Here is an 18,179-nt window from a genome sequence, read left to right as displayed (position 1 = left end):
TCCGCCGCATATTTTGGCTCGACGTGCATGGCGATCTCCGAGCGGCCCATTCCCTGAATATATTGCGTTTTGCGCCGGCACGGCGTTTTCCGCGCGGCGGCAGAAGTCTTCGCGGTATTTTAACGATATCCCCTTCCATCAGGGAACCGGATCTCCTCATCAGCTTATCGCAAACTTTGTATCCGGCTGCCCTGACCTCGATCCGTTATGTCCTGACCGAGGGGGATATCGTTCAAACGGCAAAAAACCATCCTCCGCCCTGGCGCGAACCAGGACGAAGGATGGCCTCGTCGATCTCAATTCAAGTATCAGACGGGCTGGAGCCGCTCGGCGGCAGGCCGGTCTGCGCCGTTATCAGACGAATCTGCCGGAAGGATCTCCACCGACAGGGCGCCGTCCGCCTCGTCGACGGTCATCGCGGAGCCTTCCGGCGCCGAGCCGGCGATCAGCGCTCTCGCTACGCGCGTCTCGAGGTGGCGCTGGATGAACCGCTTGAGCGGCCGCGCCCCGTATACGGGATCGAAGCCTTCCCGCGCGATGAACCGGATCGCCGCATCCGTCAGCCGCAGGTCGATGTCGCGCTCCGCCAGCCGCTCGCCGAGTCTGCGCGCCAGCTTGCGCACGATCGCTTCGATCTCGACGATGGACAGCGGCTTGAACAGGACGATGTCGTCCACGCGGTTCAGAAACTCGGGCCGGAAGTGGCCGGTCAGCTCCTTCATCACCCGGTCGCGCACCGCCGGCACGATGTCGCCGCCTGCGTCCGCGCCCTGCAGGAGATGCGGCGAGCCGATATTCGACGTCATGATGACGATCGTGTTCTTGAAATCGACGACGCGTCCCTGCGAGTCCGTCAAACGTCCGTCGTCAAGGAGCTGCAGCAGTACGTTGAATACGTCCGGATGCGCCTTTTCGACCTCGTCGAGCAGCACGACGGTGTAAGGCTGTCTGCGCACGGCTTCCGTCAACTGGCCGCCTTCCTCGTAACCCACGTATCCGGGAGGCGCCCCCACCAGACGCGACACGCTGTGCTTTTCCATATACTCCGACATGTCGATCCGGATCATGCCATCCTCCCGGTCGAACAGCGTGGCGGCCAGCGCCTTGGCCAGCTCGGTCTTGCCGACCCCCGTCGGCCCGAGGAACAGGAACGAGCCGATCGGCCGGTTCGGATCCTGAATGCCCGCCCGCGCCCGCAGTACCGCATCGGCGACAAGGCCGACGGCCTCCTCCTGCCCGACTACGCGCTCATGCAGCGTCTCCTCCAACCGCAGCAGCTTGTCGCGCTCGCCCTCCACTAGCCGCTTCACCGGTATCCCGGTCCAGCGCGACACGATGTCGGCGATCTCCTCCTCGGTCACCGACTCCCGCAGCAGGCGAGACTCGCCGTCCTGCTCGGCCGCCTCCTCCGCCGCCTTGAGCTGACGCTCCAGGTCGGGGATAATGCCGTAGCTCAGCTCGGCCGAACGATTCAGATCGTATTCTTCCTGCGCGTCGACCAGTTCCTTGCGCGCCTGCTCCAGCCGCTTCTGCAGGTCGCGGACGCCCTGGATCGCCGCCTTCTCCTTCTCCCATCGCGCCATCATGCCGAGATGCTTCTCCTTGAGATCCGCGAGCTCTCGCTGCAGCGCCTCCAGCCGCCGCCTGCTCGCTTCGTCGGATTCTTTTTTTAGCGCGGCCTCTTCGATCTCCATCTGCATCATGCGCCGCATGACCTCATCCATCTCGCCCGGCATCGAGTCGATCTCCGTGCGGATCATCGCGCAGGATTCGTCGACCAGATCGATCGCCTTGTCCGGCAAGAAGCGGTCCGCGATATAGCGATTGGACAAAGTACCCGCCGCCACAAGGGCGCTGTCGTGAATTTTGACGCCGTGGTGAAGCTCGAACCGCTCCTTTAAGCCGCGGAGAATGGAGATCGTATCCTCGACGTTCGGCTCGCTGACCAACACCTGCTGGAACCTGCGCTCGAGCGCCGGGTCTTTCTCGATATAAGTCCGGTATTCGTCGAGCGTCGTCGCCCCGATACAGTGCAGCTCGCCCCGCGCCAGCATCGGCTTCAGCATATTGCCCGCGTCCATCGCGCCTTCGGTCTTGCCCGCGCCCACGATCGTGTGCAGCTCGTCGATGAAGAGGATGATCCGGCCGTCGCTCTCCTTCACTTCCTTCAGCACGGCCTGGAGCCGTTCCTCGAATTCGCCGCGATACTTCGCGCCCGCGACGAGCGCGCTCATGTCGAGCGAGAACACGGTCTTGTCCTTCAGACCCTCCGGCACGTCTTTTCGCACGATCCGCTGCGCCAGCCCCTCGACGATGGCCGTCTTCCCGACGCCGGGCTCCCCGATCAGCACCGGATTATTTTTGGTTTTGCGCGAAAGGATGCGGATCACCCGGCGGATCTCGCCGTCCCTGCCGATGACCGGATCGACCTTGCCGGCACGCACCTCTGCGACGAGGTCCCGCCCGTACTTCTCCAGCACCTCGTAGGTCGCCTCCGGTTCCCTGCTGGTCACGCGCTGATGGCCGCGGATCTCCTTGAGCACCGCCAGCAGTCGCTCGCGCGTCAGCCCAAAGCCGTCGAACAGCTCGCGCACGTCGCGATTGCCGTCCCTCGGCGCCGATGCCATCGCCAGCACCGCGTGCTCGACGGCCACATATTCGTCCGCCATGGCGGCGGCTTCGCGCTCCGCCTGCTCCAGCACGGCCACGAGCGCCGGCGCAGCATAGCGTTTGACCGTATCCGAGCCGCCGACGCGCGGCCGCTTCATGAGCCGGTTCATCGCCTGCCGGTCCGCCTCGGCCGGCCGAATGTCAGCCCGCTGCAGCAATCTGGGCAGCAAGCCGTCCTGCTGCTTCAGCAGCGCGGCCAGCAGATGCAGCGAATCGATCTCCGGATGCCCGCTCGCGCCGGCCAGCGACTGCGCCCCCGCTACGGCCTCCTGGAGTTTCTGCGTATATTTGTTGAAGTCCATAGGTTCATCTCCCCTTGTCGTATAAAATGATGTCCTGCTTGCCCCGAATCGATGCTATTATTCATCGAGTCTTTGCCATTGGCGCCGTCGTCAGTCTGCCAGGCGCGTCTTGACGCCGGCTTGGAAATCGCTGCTCTCCGCCAGTCGGCGGTAGAGCTCCCGCTCCGCCGGGCTCGGGTTCGCGCCGACGACGATCTCCACGTCGAACAGAATGTCCCCGTATCCGCCGTCCCGGCGGCGCAATCCCTTGCCGGGAATGCGCAGCTGCTTGCCCGCGGGGAAGCCGGGCGGAATCCGCAGCTTCGCCTGCCCGCCGTCGGGCAGGCGCACGCGCGCCTCTCCGCCGAGTACCGCCTGCCAAGGCGCGGCCTGCAGCGTCGCCCGGAGATCTCCGTCATCGCCGATCGCATACGAGGCGTCGGGCGCGACGGCCAGCTCGATCAGCAGCGCTTCGCCTTCCCGGAATCCGTTCGCGCCGTCGCCCTTCAGCCGGATGACGGTGCCGTCGGCCATGCGTTCGGGGACGCGCAGCGCGATGTCTTTGGCACCGATTTTCACATGGACCTTGGCGCCATGCCAGGCTTGCTCCAGCGTCACGTCCAGACGGGCATGCCGCGTTCCGGTCCCTTCGCTATAAGGGTCGAAGCCCCCATCGTCTCGTGCCGACGCGCCGCCGAAGCCGCCGCCCATGCCCGCGAAGCCGCCCATGCCGGAGAAGCCGTCGATCCCGCCGCCTCTTCCGAAGAGCATGTCGTACAGCTCCTCCTCCGTCAGTCCTGACGCTCTCTGGCCGCTCCGGCCCCAGGCACCGCTATCCTGCGCGCCTTCACCATACCGGCCGCTTCCCGCTCGTCCCGCGTATTCGCCTCGTCGCATGGCGGCATATCGCAGCTCCTCTTCGTAAGCTTCCCGCTTGTCGTCATGGCTCAGAATATCGTAAGCCTCCGCGATTTCTTTAAACTTCGATTCGGCCTCGGGGGCTTTGTTGACGTCGGGATGCCACTTCTTGGCCAACTTCTGATAGGCCTTCTTGATCTCTTGCTTGGAAGCATCCTTGCCGACGCCGAGCGCTTCATACGGATTGCCGAATGTCATGGCACAACGCCTCCCCCGGGCGGATTAGTTCTGACCTTATCTGACCTTAAGATCATTATACGCCCCTGACACGCGTTCGCCAAAGGCGATAATCGATCGTTTAAGGCGATTTACGGCCGTCCGGAACGCTGAAGAGCAACAGAGGAGGCGTTATTGACCTTTTCTGACCAATAACCGACTATCGGAAATTCCCACTTGTCGCAGCCCAACTTGCACTCTCATTCGAAGAAACCCTTCTGCCTGCACCATCAAAAAATCCCCTTCGCCGCATCCTGCGCGAAGGGGATATCGTTCAAATATACGGCAAACCGCATCCTCAGGCTTCGCGGCCGCTCGCCCGGCCAAGCTTGGCGAACAGATCGGAGAAGATCGCGTCGCGGTCGACATGCGAGACGTATCGGATCTCGTGCCGGCCGGGCGCCGTCGCCCAGCGGCAGTCATCCGTTACCAGCGGACTTGGCGCGAGCTCGCTCGGGCACCACGCCGGCCGGATGAGCCAGGCGATCGCGGTCATGTCCCAGATGACGCGCGAGCGCCCGACGTGATCGTCCATGCATGCCCGGAACGTTTCGTACAAATAGGATCCGAGCGCCCCCTTGTCCTTGACGTGATCCCTCACCTCGGACAGCGTCGTCGTCAGATGCGACACGACGCCCATGCAGGGCAGCAGAACGAGCGGTACGCCCGAATCGAACGCGACGCGAGCCGCGTGCGCGTCCTGCGCGAGATTGAACTCCCGCGTATCCTTCCAATGAAACGCATGCCCGCCGAGCCAGACCAGCACGATCCGGTCCGCGATCGCGGGCTCGAGCAGCAGCGCCGACGCGACGTTGGTGATCGCGCCGATCGCGACGACATAGAGCGGGTCGTCCTCGCCTCGCGCCAATGCTCGTCGAATAAGATCCCGGGCCGCCTCGCTCTCGACCGGCGTCTCCGGACCGGGCAGATAGGCCGTGGATCCCCGGTATACGGGCAGGTCCTCCCGCCCGGCCAGCGTCCGGATTTTCAGAATTTCCCGGTAGCTCTTCTCCATGCCGTCGGCCGGACCGTCGGACAGCTCGTTGTGGAACGGCGCGGCATGGACGGCCTCGACCTCCACGGATTCGGGCGAGCGCAGCGCGTAGATCAGCGCGAACTGATCGTCGATCTCGTTGTAGGTATCCGTATCGAGCACGATGGATACTTTTTTTCCGGGATGCGCGAGCAGGGCGGTCCGGCGTTCCTGCGTCATCGATGTCCACGTCTTCGGCATTTGTCGCATTCTCCTTCACGATGTTCGAATTTGGCTGATGGAAGCGATGGCTTATGGTAAGATTTGATTTAAATTATATATATCGCGCCTGTCCGGTCGTATACCGATCCGGCCGGTTTATATCACGATTTGGCTGAATTCGAAGGGAGGGAGACGCTTGAGCGCACGGCTTGAATTCTTGTTCCCCGCGCGGCACGAGCCGGGCGGCGGCGTGAACACGCATCGGCACGGCTGCTACGAGCTGGTCTATTATGCGAAGGGCCGCGGCAGGACGCGGATCGGCGATCGCAATTACGAATACCGCGAGGGCGAGTATGCGTTGATCCGCCCCGGCACGAGGCACGACGAGCGCCACGAGGCGGAGACCGAGGTCCTTTGCCTTGGCTTCGCCCCGATGCGGGATACGCCGCTGCCCGAAGGCGTCTTTTCGGACAAGCCTCCCTCGGACGAAGACAACGCCATGGAGCCCCTCCTGCCGCTGCTGCTCAAAATGGCCAAGGAAATGCGGAACAAAGAGGAGGCCTACATGGATATGCTCGATCTGCTGACGTCCGAGCTCGTGCTGGTGCTGCAGCGCCGCAGGCCGCGGGGCGAGGACGCGACGACGCACGCGGAGGAGAAGTTCCGTTATGCGCTTAACTATATGAACGAAAACTTCCATCAGCGGGTGGACTTCCATGCGCTGGCGGCCATGGCCGGCTACAGCTTCGACCGGTATCGTCATTTGTTCAAGGAGCAGACGGGCATGTCTCCGGGCAGATACGTCCTATGCAGGCGGATCGGGCATGCCCGGGCGCTGCTCCGCGGAACGAAGCTCGGCATGGCCGAGATCGCCGCGAACTGCGGCTTCGCCGGCGATTCTCAATTCTGCAGCCAGTTCAAGCGCGAGACGGGCATGAGTCCTGGCGCGTATCGCAAATCTTCCTATTCCTAATTGACCGGGCGCAAAAAAAGAAGCGTCCGCAACGTGCCTGCGGTACGCTTCTGCGCCTGCTGCTGCCCGGCGCCGAATCGCGTTAATTCCGCTGCCAGACGTCCTCGTACTCCACGTTGCGCTTGAACTGCACGAGCGCATAGGAGCAGACGGGCACGATCTTTTTGCCCTCCGCCCGCGCCTCCTCGACGACTCTAGCGAGCAGCCGCCTGGCGATGTCGCCGCCCCGGTAAGCCGGCGACACGTACGTATGGTTCAGCAGCCAGACGTTCTCGCCGTCCGGCATGAACGTAATCTCGCCGATCTGCTCGCCGTTCTCGCGTACCACGAAGGCGTTGCCCTCTTTATGAATAATGCCGACCTCGTCTTTTTTCTTCCATCCCTTGAAGGTATCCTTCGCTTCCGTCACGGTATCCTTCACGCTGCCGATCGTATCCTGAACGTCGGACTTGATGCCGTCGATATGCCCTTTCATGCTATCCATCTCTTTCTTGATGCCTTCCATCGGACTGCTCATGGCAATCGCCTCCTCCAATAAGCCGCTATGGCATATACTACTATATACCCGCTTCGCCCCCGGTTATTCAGCCGTGCGTCCTGCTTGCTCGCTTTCCAGCGAATCCGCCTGCACCGGACCCGCGCCAGCGCGTTTCGTCATTGAACAATTTGGATAAACGTTTTATAATATGAGCAAGTATTCATATGTTATAACGCTCGCTAGACGGAAGGGCTGAAGGCAATGGACAAACGCAACGAACGGCAGACGGCCGAACCGCTCGGCGATCCTGCTCGGGGGAGCGGTCCGGACGGCGCGCATGCGCATTCGGCGTCTTGCTCGCACGCGCACGATCACGATCATTCGCACGGACATTCGCACGCCCACGGCGGCCATTCGCATCGCTCGCACGGTCACGCCCATCACGGCCACCATCACCACGGCATCGGCGGACATCACCATGGGCGGGAGGGCGACCGCCGAGGACTGACGATCGCCCTGGCGATCACGGCGGGCATCATGCTGCTGGAGTTCTTCGGCGGCCTGCTCACCGACAGCCTCGCGCTGCTCTCCGACTCGGGCCACATGCTGAGCGACACGAGCGCGCTGGCGCTAAGCCTGGCGGCGCTCTGGTTCGCCTCGCGCCCGGCCTCGGCGAACAAGACCTACGGCTTCCACCGCTTCGAGATTCTGGCCGCGCTGTTCAACGGCGTCGCGCTCTTCGTCATCGCAGGCTTTATCGTCTACGAGGCCGTCGGCCGCATGGCCGCTCCGCCGGAGGTGTCCGGCGGCCCGATGATGGCGATCGCCGCGGTAGGCCTGATCGCCAATCTCGCCAGCGCCTGGGCGCTCATGCGCCAGGGAGACGTGGAGAACAACGTCAACATGCGCAGCGCGTACCTGCACGTGCTCGGCGACGCCCTCGGGTCGGTCGGCGCCATCGCGGCCGGCGTCCTCATGTGGGCGTTCGGCTGGTATATCGCCGACCCGATCATCTCGATCGTCGTCTCGGTGCTGATTCTGCGCAGCGCATGGCTCGTCATCTCGCAGACCGTCCACGTGCTGATGGAGGGCACGCCGGCCGGCATCGACCACGACGAGGTCCGGTCCGCGCTGCTCACGCTCGCGGGCGTCCGCGACGTCCACGACCTTCATATCTGGACGATCACCTCCGGTCTCGACTCCTTCAGCTGCCATATCCTCGTCGAGGAAGGCGTCCAGTGCCAAGACGTGCTGCAGCGCGCGATCTCCCTGATCGAAGGCCGCTTCGGCATCGGCCACGCGACCATCCAGGTCGAGAGCGGCGCCATCCGGCACGGAGAGATTACCGTATAGCGACAGCAAAAAAGGGAGGCCGCGGCGCGCCGCGGCTTCCCTCTTTATTTGCGCTTGTTCAAAAAGCTGTTCTCCCTGCGCTTGCGCTCCTGCATAATCCGTTCCTGCTCGTAAACGTGCGCGACCTCGCTCTTAATCCGCATCGAGCAGTTCGTGCACAGTTTGCCTTTGCGGATCGGGGCCTGGCACAGATCGCACGCATCGGCCAGATTCGGATAATCGTATACCTTCAGCTTTCCTTTACGGATCCAGGACCGGATCGTCTCCGGCTTCTCGGACACCCGCTCGGCGAGCTCCTCCGTCGTCAGCTTGCGATTGCTTCTGAGCTCTTTTTCCATGAGATTCATCAGCGCATCCTCGGCGGCGGAACAGGCGGCGCACATCTGCCTGAGATTAATCTGATAGATCCTGCCGCATCCGGGGCAATGGTCCACGCGCAATTCGGAAATATGTCATCCCTCGCCCGTCTCGCTGTAGTTGCGTCTATCATACCACAGGGACGGCCGACTTCACTAGATTGCCGATACGGGATACCGCTCGTCCGCCCGGGCGGCGGCCGCGTCCGGCGCCATGCCGGCCAGCATGTCCATCAGCGCTTTGGCGTTGGGCGTCGCGTCTCCGGCCGAGTTGTTGTTGAACACCGCGTACACCGCGCCGGTGTCCTTCTCAAGCGCCAGCAGGCGATCCCGCCACTCGGCGAGCTCTTCGGCATCGTAATGGTACAGGTAGCGAAGCTTGCGCCATTCGGGATGTCCGCTCGCATGCCAGCCGCCTTCGTTGCGGCCGTGCAGTCGCACGTAGGTCATGTCGCCGCTGGTCGCGACCGGGACGATCGGGATCGAGCCTTCTCCCGCCTGCGGTTCGTCGACGACCGTATGGATCCACGATTCCTTCTTCATAAAAGCGAGCGTCTTGTCGCGGAACGCGGGGGAATACCAGCTCCGGTTGCGCAGCTCCAGCGCGCAGGGCACGTCGCCCATATATGCCCGCGTCCGGCGCAGCAGTTCGACGTTCTCGCGGGTGCAGTCGAACCACGGCGGGTATTGGAACAGCGCAGCCGCAAGCTTGCCCGCCTCGCGCATCGGCGCGATCGCCTCGTGGAATGCCTTGTACATGCTCTCTTCATCGTCGAAATAGTTTTTCTTGCCGCGAAGATGTCCCGTCATCCCCTGGTAAGCCTTCACGACGAACTGAAAGCCGTCCGGCGTGTCCGCCGTCCATTTCGCCGTATTCTTCACGGACGGTACGGCGTAGAACGAGCTGTCGATCTCCACGATGTCGAAGTGCTTGCTGTATTCGCGCAGCCGCTCGCCGGCCTTCGTCCGGCCGTAGAGCTCTTCGTGATCGCCGAAGCCCGTCAATCCGATTCGTATCATGACCGCCGCCTCCTTTGTGCATGATTGGCCAATATCCATATTTTACACGCCTGGAGCATGAATGAACGAATAAATGCGAGCTCGCTCGACCGACAATCGGCATGACCGGTTATTCTCCAAAAAATATAAACTGATTATTCTAAATAGACTATCTTTTCCGTCTGCTGCTGTGGTAGAATGCTGTTACAGGAAAGGAGGTGCGTCAACATTAGTTCCCATATGTTGAACGTATCCCTTACCCGATCCAGTCTCTAATCCGGCTGGAGGCGCGGGATACGGTTCAATCAAGCAGCGCCTTTCGGGTACGAGAGACCGTCTTCGGACGGTCTCTTTGTTTGATATCGGATTCTTTATTCCGCTCTCCTCTCCCCTTTTCCACCCAATCGACGCCTTAATTAGAGCGCTTACTTTTGCCGTCCGGCGGATTTTGTCGAATTTGACGAACTTCCCAGGTTGATACTAATATGGGGAAAGTATCCCTTCTAAATATGATTCTAGCATCTAGAATTCCTGTTCATGGAGTTCCGAAACGATGGGCTTCGTCGCCTGACATAAACGATCGCAGCACAGGAGGATTGGCGGATGGCTTTAGAGGGACGGGGGCTGGATGGCGCGCCGCTCTCGGCGGCACTCGGTCTGGATGGGGATCACGGTCTGCTCGGAAACCCGGCGTATGTCGTAGGCATCGGCGCTTCGGCCGAAGGATCGGAAGCTTTGGGAAGTTTCTTTGAGGCGATGCCCGACGACTGCGGCATGGTCTTCGTCGTCGTTCAGCGCCATTCTGCGGATCGCGATAGCCATACGATGGGCATCCCCGGGAAATTCACGGGGATGCCCATCGTGCTCGTCGAACAAGCGACCGTCATGAAGACGAATTATGTCTACGTGACTCCTCCAGGGATGGACCTGACGATCCGCGGAGACTTCCTTATTCCTGTCGCCCAGCCCGTTGGGAACGGGGAACCCCGCCTGCCGATCGACCGATTTTTCAAGTCGCTGGCCGAGGAAGCCGGGCGGAGCGCCGTCGGCATCGTCCTGTCCGGTACCGGGACGGACGGAGCGCGAGGCATGGGCTTCATTAAGAATGCAGGCGGTCTCGTCCTGACGCCGGACACCGGCATCGCCATGTTCGACAGCGTGCCGGGCAGCGCGATCCGCACGGACGACGCGGACCGGGCGCTCTCCCCGGGGGAAATGGGCGCGGCGCTGGTTCGCTACAGCCGCTCGCGCGCGGGCGACGCCCGCCAGGGCGATACCGGGGTCTGCCCGGCAGCAGCTCCCTCCGCGCTCGCCGCGGCCGGGCAGACCCCGGAGGATATCGTCGTCAACCGGCTTTTCGACCGGATCAAGCGATCCTGCGGCATCGATTTCGCCTACTACAAGCGGAGCGGCATTCTGCGGCGCATCGAGCGGCGCATGCGCCTGCGCGGGGTCCCGGACTATCCGGCGTACGCCGAATACGTGGACCGGCATCCCGACGAGCTGCTCGCGCTGCGCAAGGACATGCTGATCGGCGTCACCAACTTCTTCCGCGATCCCGAAGCGTTCGATGCGTTGTACGACCGCGTCCTCCCCGCCCTCTTCAAGGGCAATAGCCGGGAACGCGAGATTCGCATCTGGGTCGCCGGATGCTCGACGGGAGAAGAAGCGTACTCCGTCGCGATCCTCGTACGCAGATACTTGGATCTGACCGGCCGCTCGCATGCGGTCAAGATCTTCGCGACGGACCTGGACGGCGAATCGGTCGAGTACGCCAGCCAGGGCTTCTATTCGGAGAGCGCCGTGCACCGCCTGTCCCAAGCGGACATCTCCAGCTACCTCATCCAGAACGACGGGATGTACCGGGTGAGCTTGGAGATCCGGAAGATGATCGTCTTCGCGCCGCACAACTTGATCAAGGATCCGCCGTTCAGCAGCCTGGACCTGATCACGTGCCGCAACATGCTGATCTACCTGCAGCCGGAGATGCAGGCCAAGGTGCTGTCGCTCTTCCACTTCGCCCTGAATCCGGGCGCTTACCTGTTCCTCGGGCCGAGCGAGACGATCGGTCCGCTCGCCGACCGCTTCGAGCCCCTCGACCGCCGCTGGAACATCTTCAGCCGCAAGAGCGAGCCGGGCAGAAAACGGTCGACGGACATGGATGATGCGTTCAATGCCGTCCGGCATGATCCGTCGAGTTCCGAATGCGCTGCCGAATGCGCCTCTTCGCCGGACGACGAACTGCCGAAGCTCGCGAACGATCTATACCGTACGCTCGCCTGCGAGCATGTCCTGCCCGGCATGATCGTCGGTCCGGCCCATGACGTCGTTCAGCTGCACGGGGACATCGACGCGTTCCTGCTGCAATCCAAGGGCAGGGCCGCTTGGAATCTCTACAACATCGTCGACTCGGGCCTTGCCGTCGCGATCGCGACCGCCATACAGAAGGTCAGGCAGGAGAAACGCGAGATCGTCTTCCGTTCGGTCAAGGCGCGGACTGCGCATGGCGACAGGCTCGTAGACGTCACGGTTCGGCCGCTCTCTCTCAAGAGCATCCGCTACGAGCGGCATATGCTCGTGCTGTTCGAGGAGGCGGAGCGCGAGCTGCCGCCGCCTGCTATCCCTCCCGTCGCGCCGCAGGATCCTGATAGCGCTGCCAGGCGGATCGCCGAGCTGGAGCGGGCGCTCCGGCGGACGGAGGAGACGCTGCAGGCGACGATCGAGGAGCTCGAGACGTCCAACGAGGAGCTGCGGGCGACCAACGAACAGCTGACGGCGGCCAACGAGGAGCTGCAGAGCACCAATGAAGAGCTCCAATCCGTCAACGAGGAGCTCATCACGGTTAATGCGGAATACCAATTCAAGATTCAAGAGTTGACCGAACTCAACGACGACATGGTCAACTTCCTCGGGAGCACGCAGATCGGGACGATCTTCCTGGACAAGCGCCTGTGCGTCCGCCGGTTCACGCCCGCGATCACCAAGGAGATCAATCTGCTCGACATCGATTGCGGAAGGCCGCTCGCGCACATCTCCCACAGCTTCCGGTACGACAGCCTCGTCGAGAGCGCCGCGGAGGTGCTGAAGAGTCGGCTGCCGTTCGAGACGGAGATCCAGAGCAAGAGCGGCGCTTGGTACCATATGCATATCCTGCCTTATCGGACGACAGACAACTTCGTGAACGGCGTCGTGCTCACCTTCGTCGATATCACCGAGCTCAAGAGCTCCAACGAGGAGATGCTGCGGTTCTCCTATGCGCTGGAGCAGAGTCCCAGCATGGTCGTCATCACGGACGTCGCGGGTGCGGTGGAGTACGTGAACCCCAAGTTCGCGGAGACGACGGGCTTTGCCCTGAACGAGATTCGCGGGCGCAAGCTCGATCTGCTGAGCGACTGGGCAGCGGCGGAAGCGGATCTCCCCGACATGATCCGGACGATCCGGGCGGGCGGGACATGGAAGGGCGAGCTCACCAGCATGCGGCGGGACGGGACCTGCTACCGGGAATCGGCCAAGGTCGTGCCCATCACGGATACGGACGGCGAGACGATCCACTACCTGAAGCTGTCCGAGGATATCACCGAGCTGCGGCATGCCGAGGAGATGCTGCAAAAAAACGAGATGCTCTCGGCTATGGGGCAGCTTGCCGCGGGCATCGCGCACGAGATTCGCAATCCGTTGACCTCGCTCAAGGGGTTCACCAAGCTGATCTCTTCCGGCATCGCCAAGGAGAGCTATGCGGAGATCATGATGAACGAGCTCAGCCGCATCGAGATGATCGTCAGCGAGCTGCTCGTGCTAGCCAAGCCGCAGGCGCTCGACTTCGCGCACAAGGAGGCCGGCGCTATTCTCCATGACGTCGTGATGCTGCTCGAGTCGCAGGCGAATCTCAACAACGTCGAGCTGTTCTGCAACGTGGAGAAGGATCTGCCGCCGGTCCGCTGCGTAGAGAACCAGATCAAGCAGGTTTTCATCAATATGATCAAAAACGGCATCGAGGCGATGCCGGCGGGCGGGCGCATCCTGATCAGCGCCAAGCTCGAGGAGGAGCGGCACCTGCGCATCCGGTTCACGGACAACGGCCCGGGGATTCCCGAGAGCAAGCTTGCGCGGCTGGGGCAGCCCTTTTTTACCACCAAGGAAAAAGGAACGGGCCTCGGGCTGACGGTATGCTACAAGATTATGGAAAACCACCACGGCTCGATCCGCTTCCAGAGCGAAGTCGGCAGAGGCACGACCGTCACCGTCACGCTGCCAGTCTATGGATGACGGCCATGTCCGGCGCTCTCTAGGCCGCGCGCAGGCCGCCGGTACGGCGTGCGTACGCTGCCCGGGGCGACGTTCGCTGCCAGATAAGCGGACAAGCCGGCCATGCCGTCCTCCATCAGCTGCCGATGATTGCGGATGAAGACGGGACGCAGCAGCGGCGCCAGCGCGGACATCCAGCGCCGCGTGGTCTCGAGCTCCATCAGACAATGAAGCTCCGTCTCTCCGCCCACCGCGTGCAGCCGTATGACCGCGCGTCCCTCCAGATGGCCGGTCACGCGCAGCACGATCGCGTTCGGAGGGCGGCTGTCGACGACGGCCGCGTTCAGCTTGAGCGAATACAAGAGCCGGGTGCGGAATACCGACGCGTACGTATGGCCCCTGCCGTCGCCGGCATCGCCCGTCGCGATCCGCTCGATGCTTACGTTCGGCCACCAATTTTCGTACTTGAAGTCGCTGATCAGCGCCCATAATTTTTCTTTCTCCGAGCCGATGCGCCAAGCGTGCTCGAACCGATAGATCGAATCGTTCATACGCACCTCCGGCCAGCGGTTTAATATCATAGATATTTAACCACTTGAACCGGATTTGCCTACCGCGAAGAGAGGCGCCCCATGGGGTCGCCTCTCTTCGCGTATTCGGGCACATCCGTTAATCCTGGAGCAGCTTGAGGCCTTCATTGCGCATGTGGGACTTCACCTTCAGCGAGATCGATGCCCGCTTGTATATCGACGGCCACTTATCGTACGCCCGGACCGGCATCGACGATCTGAAGCGGTTGCCGAAGCCGAAGATGTCGGAGCCGGCCGCTTGCGTCTTGGCGAAGACGCGCGCGGCCCTTTCCTCCAGCAGCTTGTCTACCGCCTCTTGCATTCGGCTCGTATTCATCACGGCTTTATGCGGCGCGTCCATCAGCTTCATGGATACGTTCACGTTGATGCGGATGACCGGCTTGCCTGCCGACCACTCCGTATGGATTCGGGCTCTGGACGACTGGATCTTCACGTTGGCGCCTCCCGCCGTTTCGATCTCGAACGGGGACATTCGACCCGTGACGAGATCGTAGATGAGGGTTTCCGAGGGCAGGAGTACGCCCGCCATCTTGTCGCCGGCGAAATACGCGTTGCCCTGCAGGGCGAATCGAAAGGACGTGTCCTTGACCAGCAGCGGCACCAGACTTTGTTGAAGCGGATTATAATGTCTGCTGAACACTTCCCACAGCGTAACTTTGTTTTTTTGCGGCGTCCCGCCGGCATACTTCTCAAAGTATAGGCGGGTGTAGACGCCGGAGAGCTCCCCCGATGGATTCGGTCGCTCGAATAACGCCCCCATATCGCCGTCATACAAGGTGAATATCGCATTAATAGGCATCACCCTGTCCCGTACGATGAAATCCAGGCAATCATAGATCCCACGCTTCTCGGCCAGCTTGCGGTCGACCAGGATGGCTCTCGTCTGCGACATGTCCAGAAACTTGGGCATCCGGGCCCGCAGCTGGTCCAGGGCATCGACCGCCGTCGCGCCGTGCTGGCTGGCGGATAGGAAGTCCTTGGCCCCCCCGCCCTCCTGCTCGGAGTGGGGAACCGGAAACCTTAAAAAGACCGTCACGCCGGACTCGTCATCCCCGGCGAATCCCATCACCGCGACCAGCATCCGATTGTCGATATCTCGGATATCCCAGCAGCCCTGCAGCAGCGCCATCGGCAAGAGCATCGCCAGGGCGGCGGCCCGCCTCCATCGCGGCTTGCGTGCATTCATGCGCGCACCGACCTCCTCTCGCGGAGACGCGCCAACAGCAAGAAGAGCGGTACCAGCAGGACGAGGTATAAGCGGACGGGCGTGTCCATCCAGACCCCGTTCTCGATCCATTTCCACGACGGGATCAGCAGCGCGGATACGTACGTGCCGGCCCCGACCGCCAAGTACGCATATCGCCCGGGCAGCATCGGGAGCATCGTCCGGAGCGCAGTGACGAAGCAGTGCATCATCAGGCCGATGGTGAGAATGACGAAGAGGATGGCCGCCGAGATGAACACGGCCGTCAAGTTCTCGACCACGAGCCAGTAGTGGCTGATGGAGTCCATCTTGGACAAGAACGGAAAGGACAGCGCCTTGGAAAAGCCGACCCCGAACGTAAGCACGGGCAAGTACACCGCGCCTGCGATGATGGGCAGAAAACAGAGAGCGGCCGCGGCAAAAGGCCGCCAGAGCCTCCCGGGACGGCGGGCATGCTGCGCGGACGAGGCGAAGTACAGGAAGCCTACCCACACATAGGATGAAGCATAGAAATTCTTGCTGCCCAGGTATGCGGCATCGGAAGACCGCAGCGGCTCGTGCAGCGTGAATTGCAGGTCGCTCAGTCCCAGCAGCGTCAAGCCTACGATCAGCGGGACGCCGACCACAACGAATACCGCGGCGGCCCGCGTAATGGATGCGATCCCTCCCATCGCCAGGAACAACGCCACCCAAATGATGCAGTGCAGCACCCATAACGGCGTCGTATGCAGGACGGTCATCGAGATGATCTCGACGTGCGCGCGGGCGATCAACATCATGTCCCGCCAGAGATACCAGCCGAACGGTAGCGCGAACAGCAGCAGGCCCGGCCAGCCCAGCGAGCGCTTCACGACCGCGAACGCGTCGAGTCCGGGATGCAGCGCCAGGAGCTTGGCGAACGACCAGGCGCCGAGAACGCCAAGCGCGAGCCCGGTCAAGATCGGCATCCAATAGCTGCCCCCGGCCGTATGGAGAATCAAATTCGGATAGAGAAAAAAAGATTTGGAGCCGAATACCCCCAGCATCAAAAAGACATACTGGGTCTCCGACAGACGGAGCGCCCGGCCGCTCATCCTGACCGCTCCTTATGCCGATCTCTCCCGCGCTTGAACCGCATTAGGGGATCGCCGGCATAGACTCTGGCCCTGGGCCCGGCCGGGGACAAATAGGCGACGCCGAACGACTCCATGCGGGACAGGAAAACGACCATGATCGCGAAGGATAGGACGATGCCCAGAATGCCGAGTACGCCTGCGCCGATCAGTACGAAGTACTTCAGCACGCGCTGGACGAGTCCCATCTGATAGTCCACGACGATAAAGTTCGTGAGCGCCGTCGTAGCCGCGACGATCACGAGCAGGTTGCTGACGATATTCGCCTGGATGATCGCCTGTCCGAGCACGACGCCGCCGACCATCGTGACCGTCGCGCTGATCGTGCGCGGCAGCCGGACTCCCGCCTCCACGATGCAATCCAGCAAGAACAGGATGAGCAGCGTCTCCACGAGTACCGGATACGGCACGGCTTCTCGGCTCCCGGCGGCGGCCAGGCTGATCTCGAGCCGGTTCACGTCGATATTGACGGACGTGACCGCGACATAGAAGCTCGGCAAGAACAGGTTGGTCAACAACGCCATAAACCGGATCGTCCGCAAGAACACGGCGATAAACGGCATTAAGTACCAATCCTCGGCGGCTTCCCAGAAATCGGAGAATGCGCCCGGCGCAACGATGGCCCGCGGCGTGCCGTCCAATAGGATCACGACCTTCCCGCTGAGCAGCGAGCTCGCGAGCCGGTCCGGCCGCTCCGTCGTGATAGCAAGCGGGAACAGGACCGACCTGGCGCCGAGCAGCCGCAGCAGCTCCCCGGTATCCTGAATGCCGTCGACCTCGATCTTGGAAAATTGTTGTTGAATCCGTTGCACCAGTCCTTCGTCCGTTATGCCTTCCATGTAAAACATGCCGGACTGGACCGGCGCCACCTCGCCTACGGTCGTCTCCCACAGCTTGAGCTTGGGCGTCCGCATGCGCTGGCGCATCATGGCGACATTCGTGTGATAACACTCGTTAAACGCGTACATCGGACCCTGGATTACGTTCTCCGACTGCGGCTGCGTGACGCTCCGCTGCTGCCATTCCCCGGTCTCCAGGATGATGCCGGACGCCGAAGCGGGCGTGCAGAGCACGGTGCAGCCCCGGCACAGCGCCTCGATGCAGGCCTTTAGATCGCCCTCCGCGTATTTAGTGCCTACATACCGCTCCACGAGCGCCTCGTCCATCCGTTCGGCATCCGGGTCCAAGGCGAAGATCAGATGCTCGGAGCCGACCAGCGTCGTCAGATAACAAGAATATAGCTCTTGGGAAGCCGCCTCCCCGAGCCGAATCGCCTCGAAGTCCGCCATGTCCTTGAACGAGTCGCGCAGACCGGCGAGCAGCCCCGATCCCGGAACGGGCCGCAGCGCCTGCCAGATGGATCGCTTGCGATGACCGGTCATGTTCTTCCCCCCGTGCAGCTGACGCGCCGCAGGTTTTCCTTCATTATTCCGGAAGGGGGGCCTTATTATTCCTTAAAGGGGACACCGGCGGCAAGCCAGGGAGCGGCTGCCGACAGCAGTTGAAATTGCTTATAGCCGTGCGGAAGGGGTATAACGGGAAGCAAAGAGCGCAGCGGTACGGCGCGTGCAGCGGGTACGGCGAGTACA

13 protein-coding genes are annotated in these 18,179 nt (G+C 62.1%); 3 read left to right on the top strand and 10 right to left on the bottom strand.

Annotated features, from left to right (window positions below):
- Positions 1-308: 308 nt before the first annotated feature.
- From clpB to PQG80_RS12650, 3 genes are all read right to left on the bottom strand, one after another.
- Positions 309-2,972, bottom strand: coding sequence for an ATP-dependent chaperone ClpB (clpB, locus tag PQG80_RS12660; RefSeq protein WP_271751720.1), 2,664 nt, complete (start codon positions 2,970-2,972; stop codon positions 309-311).
- A 90-nt stretch (positions 2,973-3,062) separates the two neighbouring features.
- Complete coding sequence (locus PQG80_RS12655) at positions 3,063-4,067, bottom strand: DnaJ domain-containing protein (RefSeq protein WP_271751719.1); 1,005 nt, start codon at positions 4,065-4,067, stop codon at positions 3,063-3,065.
- Positions 4,068-4,383: 316 nt separating this feature from the next.
- Positions 4,384-5,319, bottom strand: coding sequence for a nucleoside hydrolase (locus PQG80_RS12650; protein ID WP_271751718.1), 936 nt, complete (start codon positions 5,317-5,319; stop codon positions 4,384-4,386).
- Between the two features lie 157 nt (positions 5,320-5,476).
- Between PQG80_RS12650 and PQG80_RS12645 the strand changes: the two genes are divergently transcribed.
- Entirely contained in the window at positions 5,477-6,253 is a 777-nt protein-coding gene (locus PQG80_RS12645) for an AraC family transcriptional regulator (RefSeq protein WP_271751717.1), read from the top strand.
- An 82-nt stretch (positions 6,254-6,335) separates the two neighbouring features.
- Here the strand turns inward: PQG80_RS12645 and PQG80_RS12640 are convergent, their stop codons facing one another.
- Positions 6,336-6,770, bottom strand: a complete 435-nt coding sequence (locus PQG80_RS12640; protein WP_271751716.1) for a GNAT family N-acetyltransferase — start codon at positions 6,768-6,770, stop codon at positions 6,336-6,338.
- A gap of 222 nt (positions 6,771-6,992) precedes the next feature.
- Here PQG80_RS12640 and PQG80_RS12635 point away from each other — a divergent pair, with 222 nt between their 5' ends.
- The gene (locus tag PQG80_RS12635; protein WP_271751715.1) at positions 6,993-8,084 is read left to right on the top strand and encodes a cation diffusion facilitator family transporter; all 1,092 of its coding nucleotides are present in this window, start codon (positions 6,993-6,995) and stop codon (positions 8,082-8,084) included.
- A gap of 44 nt (positions 8,085-8,128) precedes the next feature.
- Here the strand turns inward: PQG80_RS12635 and PQG80_RS12630 are convergent, their stop codons facing one another.
- Together PQG80_RS12630 and PQG80_RS12625 are read right to left on the bottom strand one after the other, a co-directional pair.
- Complete coding sequence (locus PQG80_RS12630; protein ID WP_271751714.1) at positions 8,129-8,431, bottom strand: FeoC-like transcriptional regulator; 303 nt, start codon at positions 8,429-8,431, stop codon at positions 8,129-8,131.
- A gap of 165 nt (positions 8,432-8,596) precedes the next feature.
- Complete coding sequence (locus PQG80_RS12625; RefSeq protein ID WP_271751713.1) at positions 8,597-9,460, bottom strand: DUF72 domain-containing protein; 864 nt, start codon at positions 9,458-9,460, stop codon at positions 8,597-8,599.
- 582 nt (positions 9,461-10,042) lie between these two features.
- Between PQG80_RS12625 and PQG80_RS12620 the strand changes: the two genes are divergently transcribed.
- Positions 10,043-13,705 carry a CheR family methyltransferase gene (locus PQG80_RS12620; protein WP_271751712.1) on the top strand — a complete coding sequence of 1,221 codons (3,663 nt, stop codon included), beginning with the start codon at positions 10,043-10,045 and terminating at the stop codon, positions 13,703-13,705.
- Here the strand turns inward: PQG80_RS12620 and PQG80_RS12615 are convergent.
- From PQG80_RS12615 to PQG80_RS12600, 4 genes are all read right to left on the bottom strand, one after another.
- Entirely contained in the window at positions 13,696-14,235 is a 540-nt protein-coding gene (locus PQG80_RS12615) for an SRPBCC family protein (RefSeq protein WP_271751711.1), read from the bottom strand. The two genes, PQG80_RS12620 and PQG80_RS12615, sit on opposite strands and share 10 nt — an antisense overlap.
- Before the next feature lie 118 nt (positions 14,236-14,353).
- On the bottom strand, positions 14,354-15,460 hold the full coding sequence (locus tag PQG80_RS12610; RefSeq protein WP_271751710.1) for a Ger(x)C family spore germination protein: 1,107 nt from the start codon (positions 15,458-15,460) through the stop codon (positions 14,354-14,356).
- Positions 15,457-16,551, bottom strand: a complete 1,095-nt coding sequence (locus PQG80_RS12605) for a GerAB/ArcD/ProY family transporter (protein ID WP_271751709.1) — start codon at positions 16,549-16,551, stop codon at positions 15,457-15,459. Before PQG80_RS12605 ends, PQG80_RS12610 begins: the two co-directional genes overlap by 4 nt.
- Positions 16,548-17,972, bottom strand: coding sequence for a spore germination protein (locus PQG80_RS12600; protein WP_271751708.1), 1,425 nt, complete (start codon positions 17,970-17,972; stop codon positions 16,548-16,550). The genes PQG80_RS12605 and PQG80_RS12600 overlap by 4 nt, the downstream gene beginning before the upstream one ends.
- Between the last annotated feature and the right edge of the window lie 207 nt (positions 17,973-18,179).

The sequence above is a fragment of the Cohnella rhizoplanae genome (assembly GCF_948329515.1).
GTDB classification, from domain to species: domain Bacteria; phylum Bacillota; class Bacilli; order Paenibacillales; family Paenibacillaceae; genus Cohnella; species Cohnella rhizoplanae.
Note: the sequence above shows the minus strand (reverse complement) of the source record. Positions and strands in the feature narration are given on the sequence as shown.

What these genes read in the sequence shown, in the direction of transcription:
- PQG80_RS12650 (WP_271751718.1), bottom strand. Translation starts at nt 5,319, where the DNA reads ATGCCGAAGACGTGGACATCGATGACGCAGGAACGCCGGACCGCCCTG.
- PQG80_RS12625 (WP_271751713.1), bottom strand. Translation starts at nt 9,460, where the DNA reads ATGATACGAATCGGATTGACGGGCTTCGGCGATCACGAAGAGCTCTAC.
- PQG80_RS12630 (WP_271751714.1), bottom strand. Translation starts at nt 8,431, where the DNA reads ATGAATCTCATGGAAAAAGAGCTCAGAAGCAATCGCAAGCTGACGACG.
- clpB (WP_271751720.1), bottom strand. Translation starts at nt 2,972, where the DNA reads ATGGACTTCAACAAATATACGCAGAAACTCCAGGAGGCCGTAGCGGGG.
- PQG80_RS12600 (WP_271751708.1), bottom strand. Translation starts at nt 17,972, where the DNA reads ATGACCGGTCATCGCAAGCGATCCATCTGGCAGGCGCTGCGGCCCGTT.
- PQG80_RS12640 (WP_271751716.1), bottom strand. Translation starts at nt 6,770, where the DNA reads ATGAGCAGTCCGATGGAAGGCATCAAGAAAGAGATGGATAGCATGAAA.
- PQG80_RS12635 (WP_271751715.1), top strand. Translation starts at nt 6,993, where the DNA reads ATGGACAAACGCAACGAACGGCAGACGGCCGAACCGCTCGGCGATCCT.
- PQG80_RS12620 (WP_271751712.1), top strand. Translation starts at nt 10,043, where the DNA reads ATGGCTTTAGAGGGACGGGGGCTGGATGGCGCGCCGCTCTCGGCGGCA.
- PQG80_RS12615 (WP_271751711.1), bottom strand. Translation starts at nt 14,235, where the DNA reads ATGAACGATTCGATCTATCGGTTCGAGCACGCTTGGCGCATCGGCTCG.
- PQG80_RS12610 (WP_271751710.1), bottom strand. Translation starts at nt 15,460, where the DNA reads ATGAATGCACGCAAGCCGCGATGGAGGCGGGCCGCCGCCCTGGCGATG.
- PQG80_RS12655 (WP_271751719.1), bottom strand. Translation starts at nt 4,067, where the DNA reads ATGACATTCGGCAATCCGTATGAAGCGCTCGGCGTCGGCAAGGATGCT.
- PQG80_RS12605 (WP_271751709.1), bottom strand. Translation starts at nt 16,551, where the DNA reads ATGAGCGGCCGGGCGCTCCGTCTGTCGGAGACCCAGTATGTCTTTTTG.